This is a genomic window from Microbacterium sp. NPDC055442 (assembly GCF_053644215.1).
Window position 1 is genome coordinate 362,048 of the sequence record NZ_JBSHLF010000004.1, and the last position, 25,699, is coordinate 387,746.

Annotated in this window: 25 protein-coding genes; 19 read left to right on the plus strand and 6 right to left on the minus strand. The window is 69.8% G+C overall.

Annotated features, from left to right (window positions below; all coding sequences use genetic code 11):
* Positions 1–5 precede the first annotated feature (5 nt).
* The 16 genes from ACWIBS_RS11355 to ACWIBS_RS11430 all read left to right on the plus strand — a co-directional run bounded on the left by ACWIBS_RS11355 (position 6) and on the right by ACWIBS_RS11430 (position 16,204).
* Complete coding sequence (locus tag ACWIBS_RS11355; protein ID WP_376129736.1) at positions 6–701, plus strand: L-threonylcarbamoyladenylate synthase; 696 nt, start codon at positions 6–8, stop codon at positions 699–701.
* A complete protein-coding gene (locus ACWIBS_RS11360) occupies positions 698–1,858 on the plus strand; it encodes an MraY family glycosyltransferase (RefSeq protein WP_376129739.1) in 1,161 nt (386 codons plus the stop codon). The genes ACWIBS_RS11355 and ACWIBS_RS11360 overlap by 4 nt, the downstream gene beginning before the upstream one ends.
* On the plus strand, positions 1,855–2,382 hold the full coding sequence (locus tag ACWIBS_RS11365) for a hypothetical protein (protein WP_376129741.1): 528 nt from the start codon (positions 1,855–1,857) through the stop codon (positions 2,380–2,382). The genes ACWIBS_RS11360 and ACWIBS_RS11365 overlap by 4 nt, the downstream gene beginning before the upstream one ends.
* 148 nt (positions 2,383–2,530) lie before the next feature.
* Positions 2,531–3,304, plus strand: a complete 774-nt coding sequence (gene atpB, locus ACWIBS_RS11370; RefSeq protein ID WP_376129744.1) for a F0F1 ATP synthase subunit A — start codon at positions 2,531–2,533, stop codon at positions 3,302–3,304.
* A 46-nt stretch (positions 3,305–3,350) separates the two neighbouring features.
* Complete coding sequence (gene atpE / locus ACWIBS_RS11375; RefSeq protein ID WP_141882353.1) at positions 3,351–3,587, plus strand: ATP synthase F0 subunit C; 237 nt, start codon at positions 3,351–3,353, stop codon at positions 3,585–3,587.
* A gap of 28 nt (positions 3,588–3,615) precedes the next feature.
* Positions 3,616–4,167 (plus strand): F0F1 ATP synthase subunit B, encoded by a 552-nt coding sequence (locus tag ACWIBS_RS11380; protein ID WP_376129747.1) that lies wholly within the window; start codon positions 3,616–3,618, stop codon positions 4,165–4,167.
* On the plus strand, positions 4,167–4,958 hold the full coding sequence (locus tag ACWIBS_RS11385) for a F0F1 ATP synthase subunit delta (protein ID WP_376129750.1): 792 nt from the start codon (positions 4,167–4,169) through the stop codon (positions 4,956–4,958). The genes ACWIBS_RS11380 and ACWIBS_RS11385 overlap by 1 nt, the downstream gene beginning before the upstream one ends.
* A gap of 83 nt (positions 4,959–5,041) precedes the next feature.
* Positions 5,042–6,682 carry a F0F1 ATP synthase subunit alpha gene (gene atpA, locus ACWIBS_RS11390; protein ID WP_376129753.1) on the plus strand — a complete coding sequence of 547 codons (1,641 nt, stop codon included), beginning with the start codon at positions 5,042–5,044 and terminating at the stop codon, positions 6,680–6,682.
* Between the two features lie 20 nt (positions 6,683–6,702).
* A complete protein-coding gene (locus tag ACWIBS_RS11395) occupies positions 6,703–7,599 on the plus strand; it encodes a F0F1 ATP synthase subunit gamma (protein ID WP_376129755.1) in 897 nt (298 codons plus the stop codon).
* A gap of 22 nt (positions 7,600–7,621) precedes the next feature.
* A complete protein-coding gene (gene atpD, locus ACWIBS_RS11400; protein ID WP_376129758.1) occupies positions 7,622–9,070 on the plus strand; it encodes a F0F1 ATP synthase subunit beta in 1,449 nt (482 codons plus the stop codon).
* A gap of 2 nt (positions 9,071–9,072) precedes the next feature.
* The gene (locus ACWIBS_RS11405) at positions 9,073–9,333 is read left to right on the plus strand and encodes a F0F1 ATP synthase subunit epsilon (protein WP_376129762.1); all 261 of its coding nucleotides are present in this window, start codon (positions 9,073–9,075) and stop codon (positions 9,331–9,333) included.
* Between the two features lie 67 nt (positions 9,334–9,400).
* Complete coding sequence (locus tag ACWIBS_RS11410; RefSeq protein WP_376129765.1) at positions 9,401–10,150, plus strand: YaaA family protein; 750 nt, start codon at positions 9,401–9,403, stop codon at positions 10,148–10,150.
* Between the two features lie 152 nt (positions 10,151–10,302).
* The gene (locus ACWIBS_RS11415; RefSeq protein WP_376129768.1) at positions 10,303–11,175 is read left to right on the plus strand and encodes a large exoprotein; all 873 of its coding nucleotides are present in this window, start codon (positions 10,303–10,305) and stop codon (positions 11,173–11,175) included.
* A gap of 128 nt (positions 11,176–11,303) precedes the next feature.
* The gene (locus ACWIBS_RS11420) at positions 11,304–12,296 is read left to right on the plus strand and encodes an aldo/keto reductase (protein ID WP_376129961.1); all 993 of its coding nucleotides are present in this window, start codon (positions 11,304–11,306) and stop codon (positions 12,294–12,296) included.
* A gap of 173 nt (positions 12,297–12,469) precedes the next feature.
* Positions 12,470–13,240 (plus strand): PP2C family protein-serine/threonine phosphatase, encoded by a 771-nt coding sequence (locus ACWIBS_RS11425; RefSeq protein WP_376129958.1) that lies wholly within the window; start codon positions 12,470–12,472, stop codon positions 13,238–13,240.
* Between the two features lie 93 nt (positions 13,241–13,333).
* Positions 13,334–16,204 carry an FtsK/SpoIIIE domain-containing protein gene (locus ACWIBS_RS11430; RefSeq protein ID WP_376129956.1) on the plus strand — a complete coding sequence of 957 codons (2,871 nt, stop codon included), beginning with the start codon at positions 13,334–13,336 and terminating at the stop codon, positions 16,202–16,204.
* Between the two features lie 158 nt (positions 16,205–16,362).
* On the opposite strand, the gene ald is transcribed toward ACWIBS_RS11430, so the two are convergent.
* The gene (gene ald / locus ACWIBS_RS11435) at positions 16,363–17,478 is read right to left on the minus strand and encodes an alanine dehydrogenase (RefSeq protein ID WP_376129953.1); all 1,116 of its coding nucleotides are present in this window, start codon (positions 17,476–17,478) and stop codon (positions 16,363–16,365) included.
* A 55-nt stretch (positions 17,479–17,533) separates the two neighbouring features.
* Entirely contained in the window at positions 17,534–18,523 is a 990-nt protein-coding gene (locus tag ACWIBS_RS11440; protein ID WP_376129951.1) for an asparaginase, read from the minus strand.
* A 51-nt stretch (positions 18,524–18,574) separates the two neighbouring features.
* On the opposite strand from ACWIBS_RS11440, the gene ACWIBS_RS11445 reads away from it, so the two are divergent.
* Positions 18,575–19,072 carry an OsmC family protein gene (locus ACWIBS_RS11445; protein ID WP_376129948.1) on the plus strand — a complete coding sequence of 166 codons (498 nt, stop codon included), beginning with the start codon at positions 18,575–18,577 and terminating at the stop codon, positions 19,070–19,072.
* On the opposite strand, the gene ACWIBS_RS11450 is transcribed toward ACWIBS_RS11445, so the two are convergent.
* The gene (locus ACWIBS_RS11450) at positions 19,041–19,817 is read right to left on the minus strand and encodes a lysophospholipid acyltransferase family protein (protein ID WP_376129945.1); all 777 of its coding nucleotides are present in this window, start codon (positions 19,815–19,817) and stop codon (positions 19,041–19,043) included. The two genes, ACWIBS_RS11445 and ACWIBS_RS11450, sit on opposite strands and share 32 nt — an antisense overlap.
* 112 nt (positions 19,818–19,929) lie before the next feature.
* Here ACWIBS_RS11450 and ACWIBS_RS11455 point away from each other — a divergent pair, with 112 nt between their 5' ends.
* Positions 19,930–20,877 carry an FKBP-type peptidyl-prolyl cis-trans isomerase gene (locus ACWIBS_RS11455; protein WP_376129942.1) on the plus strand — a complete coding sequence of 316 codons (948 nt, stop codon included), beginning with the start codon at positions 19,930–19,932 and terminating at the stop codon, positions 20,875–20,877.
* Between the two features lie 53 nt (positions 20,878–20,930).
* Entirely contained in the window at positions 20,931–22,019 is a 1,089-nt protein-coding gene (locus tag ACWIBS_RS11460; RefSeq protein WP_376129939.1) for a 1-deoxy-D-xylulose-5-phosphate reductoisomerase, read from the plus strand.
* Between the two features lie 507 nt (positions 22,020–22,526).
* Here the strand turns inward: ACWIBS_RS11460 and ACWIBS_RS11465 are convergent.
* From ACWIBS_RS11465 to ACWIBS_RS11475, 3 genes are all read right to left on the minus strand, one after another.
* On the minus strand, positions 22,527–24,185 hold the full coding sequence (locus ACWIBS_RS11465; protein ID WP_376129936.1) for a Mur ligase family protein: 1,659 nt from the start codon (positions 24,183–24,185) through the stop codon (positions 22,527–22,529).
* Between the two features lie 70 nt (positions 24,186–24,255).
* Complete coding sequence (locus tag ACWIBS_RS11470; protein ID WP_376129933.1) at positions 24,256–24,966, minus strand: YcnI family copper-binding membrane protein; 711 nt, start codon at positions 24,964–24,966, stop codon at positions 24,256–24,258.
* Positions 24,967–25,059: 93 nt separating this feature from the next.
* Positions 25,060–25,635: a hypothetical protein gene (locus ACWIBS_RS11475; RefSeq protein ID WP_376129930.1), complete on the minus strand. Its 576-nt coding sequence runs from the start codon at positions 25,633–25,635 to the stop codon at positions 25,060–25,062.
* Between the last annotated feature and the right edge of the window lie 64 nt (positions 25,636–25,699).

The window sequence follows — 25,699 nt, forward strand, 5'->3', positions numbered from 1 at the left end:
GGGTCATGTCCTCCCTCTTCGACTGCCGCGACGAGTCGCAGCTGCTCCCCGGCATGCGCGAGGCGCGACGCGCCGTGGCACGCGGCGGGCTCATCGTCCTGCCCACCGACACCGTGTACGGCGTCGGTGCCGACGCGTTCTCGGCCGCCGCCGTGCAGCGGCTGCTCGACGCCAAGGGGAGGGGCCGTCAGTCGCCGCCGCCCGTGCTCGTGCCGGGCATCGACACGCTGCGGGCGCTCGTCGCCGACGTGCCCGAGCCCGTGGAGCGGCTCGTCGAGGAGTTCTGGCCGGGCGGTCTCACGATCGTCATGCCGGCCCAGCCGTCGCTCACGTGGGATCTCGGTGAGACCCACGGCACCGTCGCGGTCCGGATGCCCGACCACCGCATCGCCCTCGAGCTCCTCGCCGAGACCGGCCCACTCGCCGTCTCGAGCGCGAACCGCACGGGCGAGTCGGCGGCCGTGATGATCCACCAGGCGCAGCAGATGCTGGGCGATGCGGTCGACGTCTACCTCGACGGCGGACCGTCCGCGACGGGGATCGCGTCGACGATCATCGACGCGACGAGCTTCGTCGGCGGAACCCGGCCTCTCGTGCGGGTCCTGCGCGACGGCGCCGTCGACCGCGCGCGCCTGCGTGCCGTCATCGGCGATCTCCTCGAACCCGACCCCGAGGAGCACGGCGACGGCGAGGGCGCGTGAAGCAATACATCTTCACGATCATCCTCACCGCGGCGCTCACCTTCGCGCTCTCGTGGGGTGTGTGGCGGCTGAGCCTGAAGTACAAGCTGTATCCGGGGATCCGCGAACGCGACGTGCACAAGCAGCCGACGCCGCGGCTCGGCGGCATCGCGATGTTCCTCGGGGTGACGGCGGCCTTCCTCGTCTCAGCCCAGAACCCCTTCTTCGAGCTCGTGTGGGCGGCGCCCGAGCGCATCTGGGCGATCCTCGCGGCGACCCTGCTCATCGTCGTCGTCGGCGTCGCCGATGACCTCTGGGACCTCGACTGGATGATCAAGCTCGGGGCGCAGTTCCTCGCGGCCGGCTGCATCGCGTGGTTCGGTGGACTGCAGATCTACGCCCTGCCGATCGGCGGCATGACGGTGTGGTCGGGCTGGATGAGCTTCACCCTCACGGTCTTCGCGATCGTCGTCGTGATGAACGCCGTCAACTTCATCGATGGTCTCGACGGTCTCGTCGCCGGTGTCTGCCTCATCGCCAACGTCGTGTTCTTCGCGTACTCGTACCTGTTCGCCCGCGACACCGGCGCCAGCACCTACTTCAACCTCGCCTCGTTCATCGCCGCGGTCCTGATCGGCGTCTGCATCGGATTCCTGCCCATGAACTGGAGCCCCGCGAAGCTGTTCATGGGCGATTCGGGTGCCCTCCTGCTCGGGCTGCTCATGGCGACGTCGGCGATCGCGATCACGGGACAGCTCGAGCCGTCCATGCTCGACCCCGACGAGTTCGGCCGGTCGCAGCTGCTGGGTGCCTTCATCCCGATCCTGCTGCCGATCGTGGTCGTGCTGCTGCCGCTGCTGGATTTCGGGTTGGCCGTCATCCGTCGCGTCAGCAAGGGCAAGTCGCCGTTCTCTCCCGATCGCAAGCACCTGCACCACCGCATGCTCGACATGGGCCACACCGATCGCGACGCCGTGCTGATCTTCTACGCGTGGACGGCCGTCGTGAGCCTCGGCTTCCTGCTGATGTACATCGGCACTCAGTCCGATTGGCCGGGGGACTACCTGTTCGGGGTCGCCTTCGGCGTCGTCGGCGTCGCGGTGTGCCTCGTGCTGACCTTCCTTCCCTCGCGCCGGCGCTCGCCGGTCGCCGCCAGACCCCAGGAGAACGCCCGATGAGCACCAGCCCGGTTTCGAGCACCCCGATCCTGCGCACCACCCTGCTGTGGTCCGCCGTCGTGACGGCGGTCCTCGCCGTCGTCGGCGCGGTCCTCGGCTTCCTCATCGCCGGCACCGACGGACTGTGGAGTGCACTGGCGGGTGTCCTCCTGGCGGCGATCTTCCTCGCCATCACGGGCACGAGCATCCTGATCGCCAACCGGTGGTACGGCGATCCGATCTACGTGCCGCTCTTCTTCGGCATCGTGATGGGCGGCTGGATCCTCAAGTTCATCGTGTTCATCGTCCTGCTGCTCGTTCTCCGCGACCAACCGTGGATGCATCCCACGATCTTCTTCGTCGCCGTCGTCGTGAGCGTGCTGGCCGCCCTCGCGATCGACGTCGTCGTCATGCTGCGCATGCGCATCCCGCACGTGAGCGACGTGACGCTGCCGACGTCTGATCCGGATGCTGCGCCTCATTCCGCACCGGTGCTCGACGAGAACAAGGGACCGGATGCGGATTCAGGTGGCTCCAAGGTTTGATAGGCTGGATCCCGCGCCCGCCCGCTCGGTTTCCGAGTGCTTGCGGAGTGACGCTCACCGACCATCGTCGCAACGGTCCTAGACCGGTGCCCCGAAGCTGGAGCCCGCGCTGATTACTCAAGCTGCGACCCTGATCGCCCACGCCACCGTGGACGAGGGACCCGAGTTCCACGGACCCTCGATCACGGAATTCTTCCCCGAAGCGATCTTCACGATCGGTGGGTTCGAGTTCAACCGGATCCACATGGTCCAGATCATCGCGACCATCGCCGTCGTGCTGGTCTTCTGGATCGGCACCCGGCGCATGAAGCTCGTGCCCGGCCGTTTCCAGAGCCTCGTCGAGATGGGCCTGGACTTCGTCCGCGTCAACATCGCCGAAGACCTCCTGGGCAAGAAGGACGGCCAGCGGTTCCTGCCCATCCTCACGACCATGTTCTTCATGATCCTGTTCATGAACCTGACCGGGGTCATCCCGTTCCTGAACATGCCCGGCACGGGCATCATCGCGGTGCCGCTGCTGCTCGCGCTGGTGAGCTACTTCACGTTCATCTACGCGGGTGTCAAGAAGAGCCCGAAGAACTTCTTCAAGAACGCGCTGTTCCCCTCGGGCGTTCCGCCGGTTCTCTACATCATCGTCACGCCGCTCGAGTTCATCTCGACGTTCATCATCCGGCCCGTGACGCTGACCCTCCGACTGCTCATGAACCTCATGGTCGGTCACCTCATGCTGGTCCTGTTCTTCGCAGCGACCCACTTCTTCCTCCTGGACCTCGGCGGGTGGTGGTCGGCGCTGGCTGCAGGCTCCCTCGCCTTCGGCTTCGCCTTCACAGCATTCGAGCTGCTGGTCGCCTTCCTCCAGGCATACGTCTTCGCCATCCTCACCGCGGTCTACATCCAGCTCGCGGTGGCTGAAGAGCACTGAGCGGGCAGGCTCGCGCCTACCCACCCAACCGAAAGGAAACACCCCCGTGGACGCAACTACGGTTCTCGCCCAGGTCTCCGGTTCGATCGCAACCGTCGGCTACGGCCTCGCCGCCATCGGTCCCGCCATCGGCGTGGGCATCGTCGTCGGCAAGACGATCGAGGGCGTCGCCCGTCAGCCCGAGCTGGCCGGCCGCCTGCAGGTCCTCATGTGGATCGGTATCGCCTTCACCGAGGCACTCGCCTTCATCGGCATCGCCACCGCCTTCATCTTCGGCTACTGATCCCTCCCACCAGTCTTAAGGAGACAGGATGCTGAACGCTCTTGTCACGTACGCCGCGGAAGAGGGCGAGTACAACCCGCTCATCCCCGCGTGGTACGACATCATCTGGTCAGCGGTTTGCTTCGTCGTCATCCTCTTCGTCTTCTGGAAGGTCGCCCTTCCCAAGATGAAGACGATGCTCGACCAGCGTGCCGTTGCGATCGAAGGCAACATCGCCAAGGCCGACGAGGCACAGCGCAAGGCCGAGGCCGCGCTGGCCGAGTACACGGCGCAGCTCGCCGACGCCCGCAAGGAAGCCGGAGAGATCCGCGACGCCGCGCGTGAAGATGGCAAGAAGATCGTCAGCGAGGCGAAGGAGAGCGCAACCGCCGAGGCGGCCCGCGTGACCGCGTCCGCGCACGCGCAGATCGAAGCCGAGCGTCAGAGCACCCTGGTGTCGCTGCGCAGCGAGGTGGGCACGCTCGCCCTCGACCTCGCCGGCGGAGTCATCGGCGAAACGCTCTCGGACGACGCGAAGGCACAGGCGGTCGTGGACCGCTTCCTCGCCGACCTCGAGGCGTCCGAAGGAGCAAAGGCGTAATGGGCAGCGCGACCACTCAGGCCCTCGCGGCGACGACGGCGGCGCTCGACGCCGCGTCGGGAGTCGATCTCGACGTCGCCCGCGAGCTGTTCGCCGCGGCGCGGGCCGTCGGCGACTCGTCGCAGCTGAGCGGCGCGCTCGCCGACTCCGCCGCAGCGCCCGCTGCACGGCGCAAGGTCGTCACCGATGTCTTCGCATCGGCGCTGTCGGCGACGACGCTCTCGCTGCTGACCAGCGCGGTCGATCAGCGGTGGTCCTCGGCGTCGGATCTCATCGACGGCATCGAGGAGCTCGCCGTCCGCGTCACGGCGCTGGCGACAGCCGGTGCCGACGTCGAGGGGGAGCTGTTCCGGTTCTCCCGCACGGTCGCCGAGAACCCCGAACTCGAGCTCGCTCTGGGCAGCCGCCTGGGCGACGCGTCGGCGAAGGGCGCTCTCATCGAGAAGCTCCTCGGCTCGCGCGCGCACCCGGCGACGACGCTCATCGTGTCCTCGCTCGTGCAGCAGCCGCGTGAGCGGCGTGTGCGTCAGATGCTCGCCCGCGCGGAACGCCTCGTCGCCGATCAGCGGGGCCGCAAGGTCGCGACGGTCGTCACGGCCGTACCGCTGAGCGAGACGCAGTCCACCCGCCTCGCCTCGCTGCTCGCGCAGCGCTACGGTGCGGCCGTGGCGCTCAACACCGTCGTCGACCCTTCGGTGGTCGGCGGCCTGCGCGTGCAGATCGCCGACGATGTGATCGACGCGAGCGTGTCGTCACGGCTGGCCGACCTGCGGCAGCGGCTCGCGGGGTAGTACAGACTTCCCGCCGGTTCAGCCGAACCGGCGGAGACTTCGGGGCCGACGCCCCACACCGTAGTGAAAACAAAGGGAAGACAATGGCAGAACTGTCAATCAGCCCCGACGTCATCCGTGACGCGCTGAAGGATTTCGTCGCCGCGTACGAGCCCACCGGGGCCGCGGCGACCGAGGTCGGCACCGTCATCGACGCCGCCGACGGCATCGCGCACGTCGAGGGCCTGCCCGGCGTCATGGCGAACGAGCTCGTGACCTTCGCGAACGGCACGCTGGGCCTCGCACAGAACCTCGACGAGCACGAGATCGGTGTCGTCGTGCTCGGCGAGTTCTCCGGCATCGAAGCCGGCCAGCAGGTCACGCGCTCCGGCGAGGTCCTGTCGGTCGCCGTCGGCGACGGCTTCCTCGGCCGCGTCGTCGACCCGCTCGGCAACCCGATCGACGGTCTCGGCGAGATTTCGCCCGTCGACGGCCGTCGCGCGCTCGAGCTGCAGGCGCCCGGCGTCATGCAGCGCAAGAGCGTGCACGAGCCCCTCCAGACCGGCATCAAGGCGATCGACGCCATGATCCCCGTCGGCCGCGGTCAGCGTCAGCTCATCATCGGTGACCGCCAGACCGGCAAGACGGCCCTGGCGATCGACACGATCATCAACCAGAAGGCCAACTGGGCCTCGGGCGACCCGTCGAAGCAGGTGCGCTGCATCTACGTCGCGATCGGTCAGAAGGGCTCGACGATCGCCTCCGTCAAGGGCGCGCTCGAAGACGCCGGCGCGATGGAGTACACGACGATCGTCGCCGCTCCCGCATCCGACCCCGCCGGCTTCAAGTACCTCGCTCCGTACACCGGCTCGGCCATCGGCCAGCACTGGATGTACGACGGCAAGCACGTCCTGATCATCTTCGACGACCTGTCGAAGCAGGCCGAGGCCTACCGCGCCGTGTCGCTGCTGCTGCGCCGCCCGCCGGGCCGTGAGGCCTACCCGGGTGACGTCTTCTACCTGCACTCGCGTCTGCTCGAGCGTTGCGCGAAGCTCTCCGACGAGCTGGGTGCCGGTTCGATGACGGGTCTGCCCATCATCGAGACGAAGGCCAACGACGTCTCGGCCTACATCCCGACCAACGTGATCTCGATCACCGACGGCCAGATCTTCCTGCAGTCCGACCTGTTCAACGCCAACCAGCGTCCCGCTGTCGACGTCGGCATCTCGGTCTCGCGAGTCGGCGGTGACGCTCAGGTCAAGTCGATCAAGAAGGTGTCGGGAACGCTCAAGCTCGAACTGGCGCAGTACCGCTCTCTCGAGGCGTTCGCGATGTTCGCGAGCGACTTGGATGCGGCATCCCGTCGTCAGCTGGCGCGCGGTGCGCGACTGACCGAGCTGCTCAAGCAGCCGCAGTACTCGCCGTACCCCGTCGAGGAGCAGGTCGTCTCGATCTGGGCCGGCACGAACGGCAAGCTCGACACGCTCGAGGTCGAAGACGTGCTGTCCTTCGAGCGCGAGCTGCTGGACTACCTGCGCCGGAACACGTCGATCCTCGACACGCTCCGCGAGACCAACGTCCTCGATGACGCGACCGTCGCCGAGCTCGACAAGAAGACCGATGAGTTCATCCTCGAGTTCCGGGCGGGCAAGGGCCAGGCGATCGGCAAGCCGGGACACGAAGAGGTCGCGGCCGCTGCGGCGGACGACGTGAACCAGGAGAAGATCGTCAAGGGCCGCCGCTAACCGCGGGCTGGACAGGAACCATGGGCGCACAACTGCGGGTCTACAAGCAGAAGATCAGTTCTGCTCAGACGACCAAGAAGATCACGAAGGCGATGGAACTCATCGCGGCTTCGCGTATCCAGAAGGCGATGGCGCGTGTTCGCGCGTCGTCGCCCTTCGCGAGGGCCGTGACACGGGCCGTCTCCGCCGTGGCGACACACTCCAACATCGACCACCCGCTGACCGTCGAACGCGAGACGATCCGTCGCTCCGCCGTCGTGATCTTCACGTCGGACCGCGGCCTGGCGGGCGCCTTCAACTCGCAGATCCTCCGAGAGGGTCTCGAGCTGGCCGAGCTCCTGCGTCAGCAGGGCAAGGAGCCGGTGTTCTACCTGGTGGGCCGCAAGGCCGTCGGATACTTCCAGTTCCGTCGGATGGATGCTGCCGCCGAATGGACGGGCGACACCGACACGCCGCACTTCTCGACGGCCGAAGAGATCGCAGCCGTGCTGCTGGACTCGTACGACCGCAGCGGGCAGGACGGCGGAGTCGACGAGATCCACCTCGTCTACAACCGGTTCGTCAGCATGATGACCCAGACGCCGGAGCAGGTTCGCCTGCTGCCGCTCGAGGTCGTCGAAGCCGAAGAAGAGACGTCGGCGCAGGTGTACCCGCTGTACGAGTTCGAGCCTGACGCATCCGTCGTGCTCGATGCCCTCCTGCCGGTGTACATCCAGAGCCGCGTGTTCAACGCCCTCCTGCAGTCGTCGGCGGCCAAGCACGCCGCGACGCAGAAGGCGATGAAGTCTGCGAGCGACAACGCCGACAAGCTCATCACCGACTACACGCGCCTGCGCAACAACGCACGCCAGGCCGAGATCACGCAGCAGATCGCCGAGATCGTCGGCGGCGCCGACGCGCTCTCGTCCGGCAAATAGATCCCACGAAAGAGAAGAAGCCATGAGCCTCACCGCTGAAAAGACGGACACCTCCGTCGTCGGCCGCGTCGCGCGGGTCACCGGCCCGGTCGTCGACATCGAGTTCCCGCACGATGCGATCCCCGACATCTACAACGCGCTGAAGACGACGATCGTCATCGACGGCGAGTCCAACGAGATCACGCTCGAGGTCGCTCAGCACCTCGGTGACGACCTCGTCCGGGCGATCGCCCTCAAGCCCACGGACGGCATCGTCCGCGGCCAGGAGGTGCGCAACACCGGCGAGCAGATCACTGTTCCGGTCGGCGACGTCACCAAGGGCAAGGTCTTCAACGTCACGGGTGACATCCTCAACGCCGAGCCCGGCGAGAAGATCGAGATCACCGAGCGCTGGCCCATCCACCGCAAGGCGCCGAACTTCGACCAGCTCGAGTCGAAGACGCAGATGTTCGAGACCGGCATCAAGGTCATCGACCTGCTCACCCCGTACGTGCAGGGTGGAAAGATCGGCCTCTTCGGCGGTGCCGGCGTCGGCAAGACCGTCCTCATCCAGGAGATGATCCAGCGCGTCGCGCAGGACCACGGTGGCGTCTCGGTGTTCGCCGGTGTCGGCGAGCGCACGCGTGAGGGCAACGACCTCATCGCCGAGATGGACGAAGCCGGCGTCTTCGACAAGACCGCCCTCGTCTTCGGCCAGATGGACGAGCCGCCGGGAACGCGTCTGCGCGTCGCCCTGTCGGCGCTGACGATGGCGGAGTACTTCCGCGACGTGCAGAAGCAGGACGTGCTGTTGTTCATCGACAACATCTTCCGCTTCACGCAGGCCGGTTCCGAGGTCTCGACGCTGCTCGGCCGTATGCCGTCGGCCGTGGGTTACCAGCCGAACCTCGCCGACGAGATGGGTGTGCTCCAGGAGCGCATCACCTCGACGCGCGGTCACTCGATCACCTCGCTGCAGGCCATCTACGTCCCCGCCGACGACTACACCGACCCGGCACCGGCGACGACGTTCGCGCACCTCGACGCCACGACCGAGCTCTCGCGTGAGATCGCGTCGAAGGGTCTGTACCCCGCCGTCGACCCGCTGTCCTCGACGAGCCGCATCCTGGACCCGCGCTACATCGGTGACGACCACTACCGTGTGGCGACCGCCGTCAAGCAGATCCTCCAGAAGAACAAGGAACTGCAGGAGATCATCGCGATCCTCGGTGTCGACGAGCTCTCCGAAGAGGACAAGATCGTCGTGTCGCGTGCACGCCGCATCCAGCAGTTCCTCTCGCAGAACACCTACATGGCCAAGAAGTTCACCGGTGTCGAGGGATCGACGGTTCCGATCAAGGAGACGATCGAGTCGTTCGACGCCATCGTCAAGGGTGACTTCGACCACGTCGCCGAGCAGGCGTTCTTCAACGTCGGCGGCATCTCCGACGTCGAAGAGCAGTGGGCACGCATCCAGAAGGAGAACGGCTGATCATGCCGCTCAACGTGAGTCTCGTCTCCGCGGACGCGGAGGTCTGGTCGGGGGAGGCGTCGATCGTCGTCGCCAAGACCGTGCTGGGCGAGATCGGCTTCATGCCCGGTCACGAGCCCGTGCTCGCGATCCTCGCCGAGGGGCAGGTGCGCATCACCGAGACCTCGGGGACGAAGATCGTCGCGAACGCCGAATCCGGCTTCCTTTCGATGTCGGGTGACGAGCTGACGATCGTCGCGGGCAACGCGGCGCTCATCTCCTGAACGCTGACACCTCGAACGCCGCCCGGTCCGCCGGGCGGCGTTCGCCTTTTCGTGAGGTCATCTGATCATGCTCGTGCTGCTGCCACCCTCCGAGACGAAGCGCCCGGGGGGAACCGGGGGGCCGCTCGACCTCGCACGGCTGGCCCTGCCCGGCTTGCAACCGCAGCGCGAGCGGGTCACGGCCGCGCTCGTGGGCCTTTCCGCCGACCCCGATGAGGCCGCGCGCGTCCTGAAGCTCAGCGCCCGTCAGGTAGACGAGGTCGGCGTGAACGCCGCCCTGCACAGTGCATCGACGATGCCTGCCGTCGATCGCTACACCGGCGTGCTGTACGACGCCCTGGATGCCGGATCGATCGACCCTGCCGCACGCCGGTGGCTCGGGCGTCACGTACTCATCCACTCGGCGCCGTTCGGTCCGGTCGGCGCCCTCGACCCGATTCCGGCCTATCGGCTCGCGGCGGGCGCGTCGCTTCCGGGGCTCGCGCCGCTGCGACGGGAATGGGCGGATGCCGTCACGGCGGCGTTCGCCGAGACGTCGACGCCGTTCCTGCTCGATCTGCGCTCCGAAGCGTACGTCGCACTCGGGCCCGTGCCGGCCGATGCGGAGTCGGCGTATGTGCGTGTCGTCACGGAGGGCGCGGACGGAACCGCCCGCGCTCTGAACCACTTCAACAAGCGTGCGAAGGGGCTCCTCGTGCGGAGTCTCGCGACGACGCGCCCGCGCATCGGCTCGCGTCGTGGCTTCGTGCGCTGGTGCGAGGCGGCGGGGCTGCGTATCCGCGACGGCGCCTCCGGCGAGCTCGAACTTTTCGCCTGAACGCCGGTCGCCGGCCGGGGGTGATCCCCCCGAAACGCACGTTGCGCACGCGCGCGGACGCGGAGTGTCGCTAGCATGTACGCCGCGGGCGCTCTGCTCGCCGGTGCCGTGAAAACACGCGTATCGACACCAGCGGTCTAGGAGGCCGTCTCTTGTCTGATTACTACGACTACGGCGGGGCGTGGGCGTTCGCCTGGCTCCTGCTGATTCTTCCGTTCCTTCTGATCTTCGCACTCGCGGGATATCTCATCTCGTCGTGGTTCCTGATGAAGATCTTCGAAAAAGCCGGTGTGGAAGGCAAGTGGCGCGCATGGGTGCCGATCTACAACGTCATGGTCTTCGCCAAGCTCGGTGACCTTTCTCCGTGGGTCATGCTCGGCGCGATCGTCGCCTCGTCGCTGCTCGGCCAGATCCCGCTCATCGGCTGGATCTTCAGCATCGTCGCGGTGGCGGCCGCTGTCCTGGTCGGCTGGCGCGTCGGGCTCAAGCTCGGCAAGGACTGGCCGTTCCTGCTGCTGTGGCTCATTCCGGGTGTCGGCTCACTCATCTGGCTCGGCATCCTCGCCTTCTCGTCGTCGGCGTGGAACCCCGGTATCCGCCCCGCTCCGTGGGTGAACTCGTTCCTCAAGGACAACGTCGTGTGGCAGGGCATTCCGGTGCAGCCGGGTGCCCCCGTCGGTGGGTCCGCCTACGGGCAGCCGACCGCCGGCTACCAGGCTCCGCCCGCGGGCTACCAGCCCTCGCCCGGATACCAGCCGCCCGCGGCACCTCCGACCGGCTACACGCCTCCGCCCGTGCCGCCCGCGGGTTACGCGCCGCCCCCGGCGCCGCCTTCGGGCTACACGCCTCCGCCCGCGCCGCCCGCGTCCGCTGAGCCCCCGGCATCGCCCGAGCCTCCCGCGTCGCCCGAGCCCCCCGCGTCGCCTGAGCCTCCCGCGTCGCCTGAGCCTCCCGCGTCGCCTGAGCCTCCCGCGTCGCCCAAGCCCCCCGCCGGACCGGACGCTCCCGACGCACCGCGACCCTGACCCCGGCGCCCCCGCATCCGCGGGGGCGCCGTGTCCCGCGAGACTGCATCGGCAGGCCGAGACAGCGGGCAAACCCCGCTGTCTCGGCGCCCCGTTGCAGTCTCGCGGTCTCCGCTAGCCTCGAGCACATGGCTTCTGACATCCCCGCGCGCCGCGTCGGTGCATCCGGTCTCCTCGTTTCGTCCGTCGGTCTCGGCTGCAACAACTTCGGTCGCGAGGGCGCGAAGACTGAGACGCTCGAGGGAACGCGCGCCGTTCTGGATGCCGCGATCGCCAGCGGCGTCACGTTCCTCGACACCGCCGACATGTATGGCCGCGAGCCGGGACTGTCCGAGAGCCTCATGGGCGAGGCGCTGCAGGGGCGCCGCGACGACGTCGTGCTGGCGACGAAGTTCGGGCACCACGGTCGAGACATGGGGTATCCGGTGTCGGGCGCGAAGGCATCGCGGGCGTACATCCGCCGCGCCGTCGAGGGGTCGCTGACGCGCCTCAGGACCGACTGGATCGACCTCTATCAGCTGCACACCCCCGACCCGGCGACGCCGATCGAAGAGACCCTCGATGCGCTCGGCGACCTCGTCCGAGAGGGCAAGATCCGCTACATCGGCCACTCGAACCTCTCAGGCTGGCAGATCGCCGAGGCACACTACGTCGCCGCCGAGCGCGCCGGCATCCCTTTCGTATCCGCGCAGAATCACTACAGCCTGCTGGCACGCGCGGCCGAGCGCGACGTGCTGCCCGCAGTCGACCGGTTCGGGCTCGGGTTCCTTCCGTACTTCCCGCTGCACAACGGACTGCTCACCGGCAAGTTCTCGCGGGAGCACGCACCCGCCGACACGCGCATCATGCGGCAGCGCGAACACGTCTGGCGGGATGCACCGTGGGACACCCTCGAGGCCTATCAGGCGTTCTGCGACGAACGCGGCATCACGATGCTGCAGGCGACGTTCGGCTGGTTTCTCGCGCGTCCGGGGCTCGCGAGCGTCATCGCGGGTGCGACGAGCCCCGAGCAGGTCGAGTCCAACGCGGCCGCCGCGACGGCCTGGAGCCCGACCGCCGACGACATCGCGGCGATCGATGCACTGTTCCCGCTGCCCGAGGACCCCGGCGCCCAGGTCTGAATCGACCGGGACGTCAGAGCGACAGCGCGGCATCCCGAGTCGGTTCGACGGGCGCGAAGCACGTTGCGGATCGACCGGCGCCGCTGGCGCTGCCTGCGAACCCACTAGGATGTGAGCACGCCGGTCCGGCCGCTCCGGCGGACCAGGCGACCGGTTCACGGGGAGGACGGCGAGTGCCCGACACAACGACGCAATCCTGCGCCGTCACGGTCCCCGGTGGTCGAATCGACCTGTCCTGGGCGGCGATCACGCATCGCGGCCGTCGTCGCGAGATCAATCAGGACGCCCTGCTCACCCGCTTCCCGCTCTTCATCGTCGCCGACGGCATGGGCGGGCACATCGGCGGTGAGATCGCCAGCGCGAGCGCCGTCGACCGCCTCGGCGCGCTCGGTGACGCGGTCACCCCCCGGTCGATCGAGAAGGCCCTCGCCCGCGCCGTGAAGGACATATCGGCACACCCCGAGGCGACCGACGAAGGCACGGGTACGACCGTGACGGGCGTCTACCTCGACGTGTCCGGCGTCGCCCCGCACTGGGTCACCCTGAACATCGGCGATTCGCGCGTCTACCTGCTGCGCGACGGCACGATCGCGCAGATCACGACGGACCACTCGGTCGTGCAGGAGCTCATCGCGGCGGGCAGGCTGAGCCCCGAAGAAGCCGAGAACCACCCGTACGGCAACGTCATCACCCGTGCCGTCGGTCCGAGCGACGGCGTGACTCCCGACTACGTGCGACTCGAGGTGGCCGACGGGGACCGATTCGTCATCTGCTCCGACGGCCTGACGAAAGAGCTCACCGACTACGGGATCCAGCACTTCCTCGGCGAGAACGCCGATCCCGCGGATGCTGCGCAGGCGATGCTCGACGCGGCGCTCGAGAACGGCGGGCGCGACAACATCACGATCATCGTGCTCGACGTCGCGCGAACGAGTACCGACTGACCCGGTTCCTCCACAGCGGGGATCGGGCGCGGAGTTCTCCACATCCGGTCGGCCTGGGATGCCGCACGTCGGCGAAGGGCGTGGAATGGGCGGGTGACGACCGCCACCGCACCCCGCCGAGCCTTCATCGACGAACTCGACGACGCCGAGCCGCTGATCCTGCCTGACGCATGGACACCACCTGCCCGTCCGCCGCTGCCGCTCATCGCATCGACCGTGCCGGTCATCGGCGCTGTCGTGCTCTGGCTCGTGACCGGATCGCTCTTCGCGCTTCTGCTGGCCGGGCTCGGACCGCTCATCGCCGTGGCGAGTGTCGTCGACGGGCGGCGTGGGGCGCGGCGCGAGAAGAAGAGGGCCGCTGAGGCGGCCGCTGTCGCTCGCGATCGAGTCACCCGGTCGATCGAGCGCCGGCAGGACGGCGAGCGTCGGCACCGATGGGCGCGGCATCCCGACGTCGCGGGGTTCGCGGCGCGCGACGGCGACGTGTGGCGCGAGCTGTCGGACCGATCCGGCGCGCTCGTCGTCGGCACGGGCGACGTGGCCAGCGGCCTCAGCGTGAGCGGCGGAGCGGGCGATGCGCAGGCCACGACCCTGCGCGCGCGGGCGGCGCGCCTGCCCGGAGCGCCCGTGCTCGTGGCGGCCGACGACGGCCTCGCCATCACGGGCGGTCCGGCCCTCGTCGCGGCCGTCCATCGAGCTCTCGTGCTGCAGCTGTGTCTCGCCACGGCGCCCGGGATACTGCGGATCGTGGGTCCGATCCCGGCCGACCTCGCGTGGGTGCGCGAGCTGCCGCACTGCCACGCGACGACGGGACGAACCCTCGCCGTGACGGCGGAGCCGCTGTCGCCCAGTGCCGACGTGACGATCGCCGTCATCGCGCCGGGCGCCGATCCGCCTCCCGGCTGTCGCGCGCGCCTGTCGGTGTCGTCACTCGATCGCGCGCTCCTCGATGACGGAACAGGCGTGCGGGACGTCGCGGTCGAAGCGGTCGGCATCGAGCAGGCGACCGCGATCGCGACGGAGCTGGCCGACCGCGCCGCGCGGACCCTCGGCCTCACGTCCCACCGTGACGAGCCCGTACGTTTCGCCGATGTCGCACCGGGTCCCTCCGCTGCGGGGCGGAGCGCGCTCGACGCGGTCGTCGGTGTCGCAGGGCGGCAGCCGTTCGCGATCGATCTCGTCGCGGACGGTCCGCATGCCGTCGTGGCGGGTGTCACGGGATCGGGCAAGAGCGAGCTGCTCATCACGTGGGTGCTGGCACTGGCCGCAGGCCGCTCGACGCGCGACGTGAGCTTTCTGCTGGCCGACTTCAAGGGCGGCACGGCATTCGACGCGCTGCGGGGTCTCCCGCACGTCACGGGCGTCATCACCGACCTCGACGGGTCGGGTGCCCGCCGGGCGATCGAGAGCCTGCGCGCCGAGATCCGGTGGCGGGAGGCCGAACTCGCGCGGTGCGGTGCCCGTGACATCCTCGACGAGCGCGTCGAGCTGCCGCGACTCGTCGTGGTCGTCGACGAGTTCGCGGCACTGCTCGCGGAGCATCCCGAACTCCACGCCGTCTTCGGCGACATCGCCGCGCGCGGACGAGCACTCGGACTGCATCTCATCCTCGGCACGCAGCGGGCGGCCGGTGTCATCCGCGACAGCCTGCTGGCGAACTGTCCGCTGCGTCTCAGCCTGCGGGTGACGGATGCCGCCGACAGTCGTGCGCTGATCGGCACCGACGAGGCGGCGGTGCTCCCCGGTGGCGTCGCCTCGCGCGGTCTCGCACTGATCCGGCGGGCAGCCGACGCGAGCCCGCACCGCGTCCGCATCGCGCTGACGTGCGCGGCCGACATCTCAGCCGTGGCCGGACGCGCCACAGGTCCGGCACCGCGCCGCCCCTGGCTGCCGGACCTGCCCGAATCCATCTCGCTCGCGGACGCGAGGGTCATGGCCGGCGACCGCGAAGAGTCTCAGCTGCTCATCGGCATCGCGGATGAGCCGGAACGCCAGCGGCAGCGCGCGGTCGGACTCCGTCTCGTCGATCGTGGATTGCTCGTCGTCGGCGGACCTGGCTCGGGAAAGACGACGGTGCTCGACACGATCGCGGAGCAGGCTCGAGTCGTGCGTCGCGTGGCCGGCGACGGCGAGTCCACGTGGGACTCCGTCGCCGCACTCATCGACGACCCGCCGCCGCACGGCGCCGTCATCATCGTCGACGATCTCGACACCGTGCCCGCCCGTCTCTCGCCGGACCACGCGCAGGTCGTGCTGGAACGCCTCGAGCTGCTGTTCCGCGGCGCAGGGGCGACGGGAAACCTCATCGTCGCGACGACCCAGCGCCTCACGGGCGCCGCGGCGCGGCTCGGCGAGATTCTGCCGCGGCGCCTCGTCCTGGCGACGGCATCGCGTGCCGAGCACCTCGCGGCGGGCGGGGACCCCGCGCATCACACGGTCGACGCGCCGCCCGGGCGAGGACGGCTCGGCGCTCTCGCCGTACAGGTCGCCGTGCCGGACGGCGTCCAGGTCACGGCAGCCGCCCCCGCGGTGCCCGCCCCGCCGTGGACGCCGCACGCGTCCCTGACGGGGTTCGTGACGCGGCGTCGTGCCGCGGCGCGGCCCGCGTTCGACGTGTGGTCGGACAGCGGCATCCGCTCGCTCTCGCTCGATGAATACGCTGCCGACCCGTCCGTGACCGCGTACGGGCCCGTCGTGCTCATGGGCGATCCCGACGAATGGCAGCGCGAGTGGCGGCTGCTCGCGCGCGTGCGCGCCGATCACGACCTCGTCATCGACACGTCGTGCGCCGCCGAGTATCGCGCGCTGAGCGGAAGCCGCGACCTGCCGCCGTACGCGCTGCCCGGTGCCGGCCGCGCGTGGCTGCTGTCGCAGGGCGGCGAAGCCGTGCGGATCGTCCTTCCCGGACCCGGACCCGGACCCGGACCCGGACCCGGACCCGGACCCGGACCCGGCGTCCGGTGAGCGCACGCGCAGTGGGTCCGGACGGCTCGAGGACCGCAGGCGCGCTCCGTACGCCTGTGCGATGACGTCGATCGCACCGCTCTGCGCGCCGATGCGGCTCGCGCCGTGGAACGCCTACCTCTCCGACGCCTCGATCCTCGACAACGCGATCACCGTGGTCAGACCAGTGCGTCGGCGAGAGGCGCGAGATCGAGCGAGTGGGCGTTCGCGACGCCGGCGTTGACCACGCTGCCGCCGACCGTGTTGAGCCCGCCCGCGAGCGCAGCATCCGCGCGGAGCGCATCGCGCCAGCCGTGCCGCGCGATCTGCCGGATGTACGGCAGGGTCGCGTTCGTGAGGGCTGACGTCGACGTGTTCGGCACGGCGCCGGGCATATTCGCGACGCAGTAGAAGACGCTGCCGTGCACAGGGAACGTCGGGTCGGCGTGCGTGGTCGGACGGGTGTCGGCGAAGCAGCCGCCCTGGTCGACGGCGATGTCCACGAGCACCGAACCGGGGCGCATCCGCGCCACCATGTCGTTCGTGACGAGCTTGGGCGCCTTCGCCCCCGGAATGAGCACCGACCCGATGACCAGATCCGATCCGACGACCGCGCGGTCCAGATCGAAGGGATTGGATGCCGCGGTCTTGACGCGACCCTGGAAGTGATCATCGAGGTAGCGCAGGCGCTGAACGTTCGTGTCGAAGATCGTGACGTCGGCGCCCATGCCCACGGCGATGACGGCGGCGTTGGCTCCGGCGACGCCGCCGCCGATGACGGTGACGGCGGCGGGGCGGGTGCCCGGCACTCCCGACATGAGCAGCCCCAACCCGCCGGCCGAGCGCATGAGGGTGGCCGCGCCGACCGTCGGCGCGAGCCGACCGGCGACCTCGCTCATCGGCGCGAGCAGGGGTAGTCCGCCGCCCGGGAGCTGCACGGTCTCGTAGGCGATCGCCGTCACGCCGTCGGCGACGAGGCGCTCGGTGAGCGGCCGATCCGCCGCCAGATGGAGGTAGGTGAAGAGCACGAGGTCGTCGCGGAAGTAGCCGTACTCGCTCGCGATGGGCTCCTTGACCTTGAGGAGCAGCTCGGCGCGCGCCCAGACCTCGGCGGCATCGTCGAGCATCGTGGCACCGGCAGCCTCGTACTCGGTGTCGGGCATCGACGAGCCGACCCCGGCGCCGCGCTGCACGAACACCTCGTGGCCCGCGGCGACCAGGTCGTGGACGCCCGCGGGCGTCATCGCAACGCGGTACTCGTTGTTCTTGATCTCGGTGGGGATGCTGATGCGCATCGTGTATTCCTCTCCGCTCCGCCGTTGGAGCGCTCGATGCTCTGGGTGAGAGCGGTCAGACCGAGGGGCGGATGGCCCCGACGGTGGTACCGCCGCCGTGCACGGCGAGCGGAAGCTTGGACATGGTGTCGGCGACATCCTGCGCCGACAGCGAGCCGGCACGCTCGAGCAGCCGCAGCGCGACCGCGGTGCCGGCGCGACCCGAGCCGTCGAGCACCTTGACGACCGTCGTCGTGCCGTCGGGAGCGACCATCGCCATGACACCCTCCGCGCCGCTCTTGGCGAAGACGCCGAGCTGCTCGATGGCCACGGTGTCGGGACGCCCGGGACCATCGATCGTCCACGGGTGCGCGCGCACCGCCTGCACGAGCGCCCCGGCGCTGCGGTGCAGCGCGAACGGCGATGTCGTCGACGCCGTTCCGATGCGGTGCAGCGCGCGCGCGAATCCGAAGACGGTGAGAGCGTAGATCGGCGCCCCGCAGCCGTCGACGGCGCTCGCCGCGATCTTCTCACCGGTCAGGCGTTCGATCACTTCGCGGATATGCATCTGAACGGGATGATTGAGATCGAGGTACGAGGCAGGGTCCCAGCCGTTCGCCACGCTCGCGGCGAGCATTGCCGCGTGCTTGCCCGAACAGCTCATGCGCACGGATGCCGGCTGGCCGAGGTCGCGCACCAGGCTGTTGCGCGTGGCGGGGTCGATCGGCCACGCGGGCGGGCAGCCGAGGTCGTCTTCACCGAGCCCCACGGCCGAGAGCATGTCACGCACGACGTCGACGTGACGGTCCGTGCCGGAGTGGCTCGCCGTCGCGAGCCCGAGCTGTTCGCCCTCGAGCGTGGCCCCCGCGGTGAGGCACGCGAGCGCCTGCAGGGGCTTGAGGCTGGAGCGGGGGAGGAACAGCGCCGAGACGTCGCCGAACTTGTCGACGACGGTGCCGTCGGGGGCCAGCGTGATGGCGACCCCGGCGTGCCGGGACTCGACGAAGCCGCTGCGTTCGACGACGGCGAGCTCGACGGCTCCCGTCAGGGGAAAGGTCTGCGGCATCCGAAAATCCTATCGCCGCGAGGAGGGCGAGCGCGTGCCAGACTGTGTCGCATGTGGGGCGAGCATCGATACTCCGTGCGAAGCACGTGGACGGGCGACCGTGGAACGGGCACGTCGGGATATCGGGATTACGACCGCAGCGTCACCCTCGAGATCGACGGGAAGCCCCCGCTGCTCGCGTCGGCGGACAAGCCCTTTCGCGGAGACCCGTCGCGCTGGAACCCCGAGGACCTGCTGCTGTCCGCACTGAGCGAATGTCACCTGCTGTCCTATCTGCACGCGTGCGTTCAGGCCGGAGTCGTCGTCGTCGCGTACGAGGACGACGCGACGGGCGTCATGGTGCAGGACGGCCGCGGCGGGGGAGCGTTCCGCGAGGTTGTGCTGCGTCCGCGCGTCACGGTTGCGGACGCATCGATGACGGATGCTGCGACAGCGGCCCACGCGCAAGCGGCGGAGTGGTGCTTCATCGCGAACTCCGTGAACTTCCCCGTGCGTCACGAGCCGACGATCGAGGTCGTCAGCGACGCTCGTGCGGAAGGACCTGCTTGATCCGCTCGATCGGGTTCTGCGCGGGCATCTCGTTGTAGGCGTTCGCGAGCTCCTGGCCCGACAGCGCGTGGATCGCCGCCATGATCTCGTCGGTCGCGACACGACGCGCGCGGCCCGACGTCGCGGGGCCCGCGTGCGAGAGATCGAGCGGTTCGCCGAACTTGACGGTCACGCGGTGCTTGAGTGACGGCGCCGAGGCGCCGACGGGCATCACCTTGTCGGTGCCGATCAGGCCGACGGGAACGACCGGAGCGCCCGTCTGCAGGGCGAGGAAGGCGACACCCGTGCGGCCCTTGTACAGGCGTCCGTCGAGCGACCGTGTGCCCTCGGGATAGAGCGCGACGGCGCGACCGTCCTCCAGCAGCTGCCGCTGCTGATCGAGGGCATCGAGTGCGGCCTGTCCGGCACCGCGCTGCACGGGAATCGCGCCGATCGCCGTGAAGAACGTGCGCGAGACCCACCCTTTGACGCCCGTGCCGTCGAAGTAGCTCGACTTGGCGAGGAAGTGCACGGGACGGGGAGCGGCGACCGGGATCGCGATCGAGTCGATGAACGACAGATGATTGCTCGCGAAGATGACCGGGCCCGTGCGGGGCACATTCTCTTTGCCGATGACCCGCGGGCGGTACATGACGCGCGCGAGGGGAGTGAGGACCATGCGTCCGAGCGCGTACGTCGCGCCCATGCGACGCGCCGGCTCACCGGCAGCGCTGTCGGCGGGCTCAGGTACGTCGGCAGAAGTCACCGGACGAGGCTACTCCCGGCCGCATGCCGGGCTGGGCATGTCCTTCACAGCCGGGGCAAAGGAAGAATGCGGAAAGATGGGACCTCCCGCCTATCGAACACGAGGTTCCTCCGTGCGCATCCGCTCCCTCGCCGCTCTTTCCGTCTCCGCCGTCGCGCTGCTCGCCCTCGCGGGCTGTGGCTCGGCCGATCCCGAAGCCACGCCGACGTCGTCCGCGGATGCGGGCGGTGACCTGTGCTCGGTGGCACAGCCCTCCGGACCGATCGTCGAATCGCTCGAGGTGGGTGGTGAGGTCGGCGAGTCCGCGACGCTCGAGTTCGATGCGCCGCTGACCGTCGAGACCGCCGAGCGCCTCGTGCTCACGGAGGGCGACGGTGACCCGCTCTCGGACGGCGACCTCGTGACCTACGCTCTGACCGTCTTCGACGCGTCGACCGGTGAAGAGACCGGAACCGAGGGCTACGGCGAAGACCTGCTGCCCGTCCAGGTCTCGGTCGGCACCGGCCCCGACCAGTTCTTCGGATGCGCCACCGTCGGCTCGCGCATCGTGATGTCGCTTCCCGAGTCGCAGGGCTCGCCTGCCGCCATCTGGGTTCTCGACGTGCTCGGCACGAGTGAGTCGGTCGCCTGGGGCGAAGAGCAGGACCCCGTCGACGGCTTCCCGACCGTCGAGCTCGACGAGTCGGGTGCACCGACCGTGACGCTGCCCGAGGGTGACATCCCGACCGAGTTCGACAAGGCCACGCTCAAGAAGGGCGACGGCGTCGAGGTGAAGGAAGGCGACGCCGTGCTCGTGCAGTACCACGGCGTCTCGTGGAACGACGGCGAGGTCTTCGACCAGAGCTGGGGCAGCCAGCCGTTCAGCTTCTCGACGAGCGGCGGTGTCGTGCAGGGCTTCGCGGACGCCGTCATCGGCGAGACGGTCGGTTCTCAGGTCATCGCTGTGCTTCCGCCCTCGGCCGCGTACGGCGAAGGCGAGATCAATGAAGAGGATCTGACCGGTCAGACCCTGGTGTTCGTCGTCGACATCCTCGCCGTCGCCACCCCCGCCACTCAGTGACCTCGACGCGGGTCGGGCGGGTGACCGCGCCGGCCCGCGTCTAAGCTGACGGGATGCGTCGCGTCCTGATCCTCGGCTCCACCGGTTCGATCGGCACCCAGGCCCTCGACGTCATACGCGGCAACCCCGGCCGCTTCGAGGTGGTCGGACTGTCCGCGGGCTCGAATCGCGTCACACTCGCGGCGCAGGCCGACGAGTTCGGTGTCGAGCACACAGCGCTCGGCGCCGTCGAGGCGGAGCAGCTCGTGCGCGACGTCGACGCCGACGTCGTGCTGAACGGCATCACCGGGTCGGTGGGACTGGGCCCCACGCTCGCCGCGCTCGAAGCCGGGCGTACGCTCGCACTCGCCAACAAGGAATCGCTCATCGTCGGCGGTGAGCTCGTCACATCGATCGCCGCGCCCGGTCAGATCGTGCCGGTCGACTCGGAGCATTCCGCCATCGCCCAGGCGCTGCGCGCCGGCGAGCGTCACGAAGTGCGCCGCCTCGTGCTGACGGCATCCGGTGGTCCGTTCCGCGGTCGCTCGCGTGACGCGCTCAGCGCCGTGACCCCCGCCGAGGCCCTCGCGCACCCCACGTGGGACATGGGACGCGTCGTGACGACCAATTCTGCGACGCTCGTCAACAAGGGCCTCGAGGTGATCGAGGCGCACCTGCTGTTCGGCGTGCCCTACGGCGACATCGACGTGGTCGTGCATCCCCAGTCGATCGTGCACTCGATGGTGGAGTTCACGGACGGATCCACGATCCTGCAGGCGTCTCCGCCCGACATGCGGCTGCCGATCTCGCTCGGTCTGGACTGGCCTCGCCGCATCGCGGGGGTCGGGGCGCCGTTGGACTGGTCGAGCGCCGTGTCCTGGACGTTCGAGCCGCTCGACGGCGACGCGTTTCCTGCGGTCTCGCTCGCGAAGCGCGTCGGACGCGCGGGCGGTACGTACCCTGCCGTCTTCAATGCGGCCAACGAACAGGCCGTCGATGCGTTCCACGAGGGGCGCTTGTCGTTTCCCGGCATCGTCGAGACCGTCGAGCGCGTCGTCGAGCTGCACGAAGCGCCCGACGAGCTCACCCGGGCATCGCTCACCGACGCCGAGACGTGGGCGAGGGCGGCGGCAGATCGCGCGATCGCCGCATCCGCTCGCTGAGGCGCCCCCTCCCTCTCCCTTCACGTTGACTTGCGTGCTTTGTCGGCGACACGCCGTTGGGCGCTGACATAGGGCGCAAGTGAACAGAGAGGGTACGGCGCCGCGGCGTGGTGCGCGCTGGCGCGTCGGGTCGCGGTGCGGGCGCGGCGCGCGGGCGGCGTGCGTCGCGGGGGCAGGTGCGGCCGGCTTCCCCCCCCCACGTTGACTTGCGCCCTATGTCAGCGACACGCCGTTGGGCGCTGACATAGGGCGCAAGTGAACAGAGAGAGTACGGCGCCGCGGCGGGCGTCGGCGCGTCGGGTCGCGGTGCGGGCGCGGCGCGCGGTGCGGGTGCGGGTGCGGTGCATCCCCTCACGTTGACTTGCGTGCTTTGTCGGCGACACGCCGTTGGGCGCTGACACAGGGCGCAAGTGAACAGAGAGGTTACGGCGGTGCGGGGCGCGGCCGCCGTACCGCTACGGCGGCGCGGCGCCGCGACCGCGCGGGCGCGGGCCGAGGGAGTCAGGGTCAGAAGGCGGGGCGCAGCGGATCCGACGGGGGAGTCTCGTCGTCGGGGTACGGCACGGGCCATCGCGGTTCGGGCACGGGCCAGCCGGCGGCGCGCAGGGCGCGACGAGCCAGCTCGCGAGCGGAGTACGGCGCACGGTTGCCGCGGATGTCCCGGTAGTCCTGGTGCCCCGGCCCCGCCCACAGGATGCCGTCGCCTTCTCCGACGAGGGCGATCGCCTCGATGATCGCTCGCTCGGGCGGCGTGTATTCGTGGATCTCGGCGTCGGGCCGCGCGCGTCGCGCGCCTTCGATGAGGGTGGCGCGGATCGACTCGGGGTCCTCGAACCGCGGATGGTGATCGGTGATGACGAGGATGTCGCTGCCCTCGGCCGACGTGCGGCCCATGTCGTGGCGCTTGGTCGCGTCGCGGTCCCCGTCGGCTCCGACGACCATGACGACCTTGCCGGGCGTCACGCGGCGCACCGCCGCGAGCGTCTTCTCGAAGGCGTCGGGCGTGTGCCCGAAGTCGACGTACACGGCGGGACCGCGCTCGCCCGAGACGAGCTCGGTGCGGCCGGGCAGGTACGCCTCGATGCGACCCCCGTCGAGGGCTTCGCGGACGCGCTCCCACGCGTATCCGCCCTCGAGGATCATGACGATCGCGAGCGCCGCGTTCGCCGCCATGTGCGTGCCGATGACCGGCACCACCGTGGTGAGGGTGCGTCCCTCCGGGCCCGTGAGACGGAAGCGCGTGCCGTCCGGGCGCTCCGCGAGCACCTCGACGACCCAGTCGGCCGCGCGCGCGGCATCCGGATCGGCTGCGACAGCCGGCGTGCCGACCGTGAGTGCGGGGATCTCGCTGCGCGCGAGGATCTCGGCCCCCGACGCATGGTCGATGCAGATGACGGCGCGCCGCGCCCGGTCGGGCCGGAACAGCGGCATCTTCGCCTCGAAGTACTCGCGCATGTCCGCGTAGTCGTCGAGGTGGTCGTGCGTGAGGTTCGTGAAGCCGGCCACGTCGAACACGAGTCCGTCGACGCGACGGCGGCTGAGCGCCTGCGCGCTCACTTCGACGGCGACCGCCTCGACCCCCCGTTCGCGCATGAGGGCGAGCAGGGAGTGCATCTCGTATGCCTCGGGGGTCGTCAGCCGTGACACGACGACCTGCCCCGCGATGTGACGCTCCGCCGTCGACGACAGCCCCGTCACCACGCCGAGCTGGCCGAGGATCCCCTCGAGCAGGTGCGACACGCTCGTCTTGCCGTTGGTCCCGGTCGTGCCGAACAGGATCGGCAGGTCATCGTCGCGCCCTGTCCCGTAGACCCAGGCGGACAGGTCGCCCAGCAGCCCTCGCGGGTCGTCGACGACGAGCACGGGAAGATCGGATGCCGCGGCGCGGTCGGCTCCGGCGGCATCCGTCACGATCGCGACCGCGCCCTTCGCCGCTGCCGCGGCGGCGAATTCGGCGCCGTGTCGCGTGCCGCCCTGCGCGGCGACGAACAGGTCGCCGGGGCGCAGGTCGGCTGTCGCGAGCGTCAGGCCCGTGAGCAGGATGCCGGCCGTCGAGCCGCGTACGTCGGCGTCGAAACGGGCCGCGAGATCATCGAGCGCGTGGGCGGGCGGGGCGTCCGGGCGGAGGACGGGCGGAAGGTTCGGGGAAGGGGCATCGCTGGGCATGGCAGATCCATCTAAGCACCCGCGCGGAGCAACCCGGGAAGGCCGGGTGTTCGGCCTTCCCGGGACGGGCTCAGCGCTTCGGTGAGCGGCCGCGCACGAGCGCGACGCCGAGCGCCGCGAGGGCCGCGACGAGCGCGCCGCCCGCGAGCCAGCGCGCCGTCGTGTCGTCGGCGGGAGCGGAGATCGGAACGGCCTCCCCGTCGTGAGCGTTGGCGGTCTCCTCTTCGGCGTGCGTGTCCTCCGCGTCGCCGTGCCCGTGACCGTCGTCGCCCGCGGCGACCTCTCCGACCTCGACGAGCGGCGCGGGTGAGGGCAGGTCATGCGGGTCCTGACCCTCTTCGGCGATCTCGTTCCAGTCGTTCACGCCTTCGACGCAGTCCTGGCGGACCGGGAAGGCGAGCGTCGTGCCCGCGGTGTCTTCGTTGAAGAGCGCGTCGAACGAGACGGTGGCCTTGATCGCGTCGTCGATCGGCGAGTCGGCCGTGAAGGTGATCGTCTCGGGGATGCCGTCGGCGCCGTCCTCGCGCGAGACGCTCCAGCCGCCCTGCATGATCGGCGTCGCGTTGCCCACGCCGTCGGGGATCGTGATCACGAGGGCCGTCGTGGGCGAGCCGTCGCAGCCGTGCGAGAACGAGAACGTGAGCGTCTCGGTCGCGCCGGCCGACACCGCGCCGGGATTGACGTGCACGTGCGCGGATGCGGCGACGGGGATCGCCACGGCGAGGGCGACGCCGCCGATGATTCCGGTGGCGAGCAGGCGGGAAAAGCGGGAAGTGGTCATGCGATGGTCTCTTTCGTCGTCGGTGAGCGCCGCCCGGATGCGGGCGTGCGCGAGGGTTTCCTCGTCGCAACGCGACGAGGAGCTGTGCAGCCCTCAGGCTGCGGTGACGACGGCGGGTGGGCCCCGCGGGGAGACGACGTCGGTGAGGAGGCGCCGCAGGGGCGCAACGCGGCGAAGAGCGGCGCGCGTCCGCACGGCAGGCCACGAGGGGATCACGACCTCGCTCGGCAGCGCGACGAGCCGGGCGATGCCGCGGCCCAGAGCCCGCAGCATCCGTTCGCCGCGGTGGAGGAGCGCGACTGTGAAGATCGCCGCGGCGACGTGTGCGATCAGCATGGCGACATCGGGAGCGACGGATGCCGCACCAGGACCGAACGTCTCCGTGCGGCCGTGGACGTGGCCGAGCACCGTGCCGCCCGTGCCCGCCGTCGCTGCGAAGGCGACGTGGAGGAGCACCTGTGCGGCCAGAACCGTGAGCGAGAGGCGGACGAGGCCGAGCCTGCGCCCGGCGAGGGCGACCGCGACCGGGACGGCGAGGATCGTGATCACCAGCAGCAGAAGAGGCGCGGGCGCTTCGCCGCCACCGACCGTGTGCGACACGGCGGCCGTCCACGTCGCGACCGCCGAAGCGGCAGCGCCGCGCAGCGTTCGGGTGTGGCGCGCGTGCATGGGATCCTCTCCGATCGTCAGAGTAGAGCACGGGAGGGTTCCGAGCCAACGCAAAGGCGCGCGC

Coding starts and splice junctions, on each gene's coding strand:
- ACWIBS_RS11355 (WP_376129736.1), top strand. CDS start 6: ATGTCCTCCCTCTTCGACTGCCGCGACGAGTCGCAGCTGCTCCCCGGC.
- ACWIBS_RS11365 (WP_376129741.1), top strand. CDS start 1,855: ATGAGCACCAGCCCGGTTTCGAGCACCCCGATCCTGCGCACCACCCTG.
- ACWIBS_RS11380 (WP_376129747.1), top strand. CDS start 3,616: ATGCTGAACGCTCTTGTCACGTACGCCGCGGAAGAGGGCGAGTACAAC.
- ACWIBS_RS11385 (WP_376129750.1), top strand. CDS start 4,167: ATGGGCAGCGCGACCACTCAGGCCCTCGCGGCGACGACGGCGGCGCTC.
- atpA (WP_376129753.1), top strand. CDS start 5,042: ATGGCAGAACTGTCAATCAGCCCCGACGTCATCCGTGACGCGCTGAAG.
- ACWIBS_RS11395 (WP_376129755.1), top strand. CDS start 6,703: ATGGGCGCACAACTGCGGGTCTACAAGCAGAAGATCAGTTCTGCTCAG.
- atpD (WP_376129758.1), top strand. CDS start 7,622: ATGAGCCTCACCGCTGAAAAGACGGACACCTCCGTCGTCGGCCGCGTC.
- ACWIBS_RS11405 (WP_376129762.1), top strand. CDS start 9,073: ATGCCGCTCAACGTGAGTCTCGTCTCCGCGGACGCGGAGGTCTGGTCG.
- ACWIBS_RS11410 (WP_376129765.1), top strand. CDS start 9,401: ATGCTCGTGCTGCTGCCACCCTCCGAGACGAAGCGCCCGGGGGGAACC.
- ACWIBS_RS11420 (WP_376129961.1), top strand. CDS start 11,304: ATGGCTTCTGACATCCCCGCGCGCCGCGTCGGTGCATCCGGTCTCCTC.
- ald (WP_376129953.1), bottom strand. CDS start 17,478: ATGCGCATCAGCATCCCCACCGAGATCAAGAACAACGAGTACCGCGTT.
- ACWIBS_RS11440 (WP_376129951.1), bottom strand. CDS start 18,523: ATGCCGCAGACCTTTCCCCTGACGGGAGCCGTCGAGCTCGCCGTCGTC.
- ACWIBS_RS11445 (WP_376129948.1), top strand. CDS start 18,575: ATGTGGGGCGAGCATCGATACTCCGTGCGAAGCACGTGGACGGGCGAC.
- ACWIBS_RS11460 (WP_376129939.1), top strand. CDS start 20,931: ATGCGTCGCGTCCTGATCCTCGGCTCCACCGGTTCGATCGGCACCCAG.
- ACWIBS_RS11465 (WP_376129936.1), bottom strand. CDS start 24,185: ATGCCCAGCGATGCCCCTTCCCCGAACCTTCCGCCCGTCCTCCGCCCG.
- ACWIBS_RS11470 (WP_376129933.1), bottom strand. CDS start 24,966: ATGACCACTTCCCGCTTTTCCCGCCTGCTCGCCACCGGAATCATCGGC.
- ACWIBS_RS11475 (WP_376129930.1), bottom strand. CDS start 25,635: ATGCACGCGCGCCACACCCGAACGCTGCGCGGCGCTGCCGCTTCGGCG.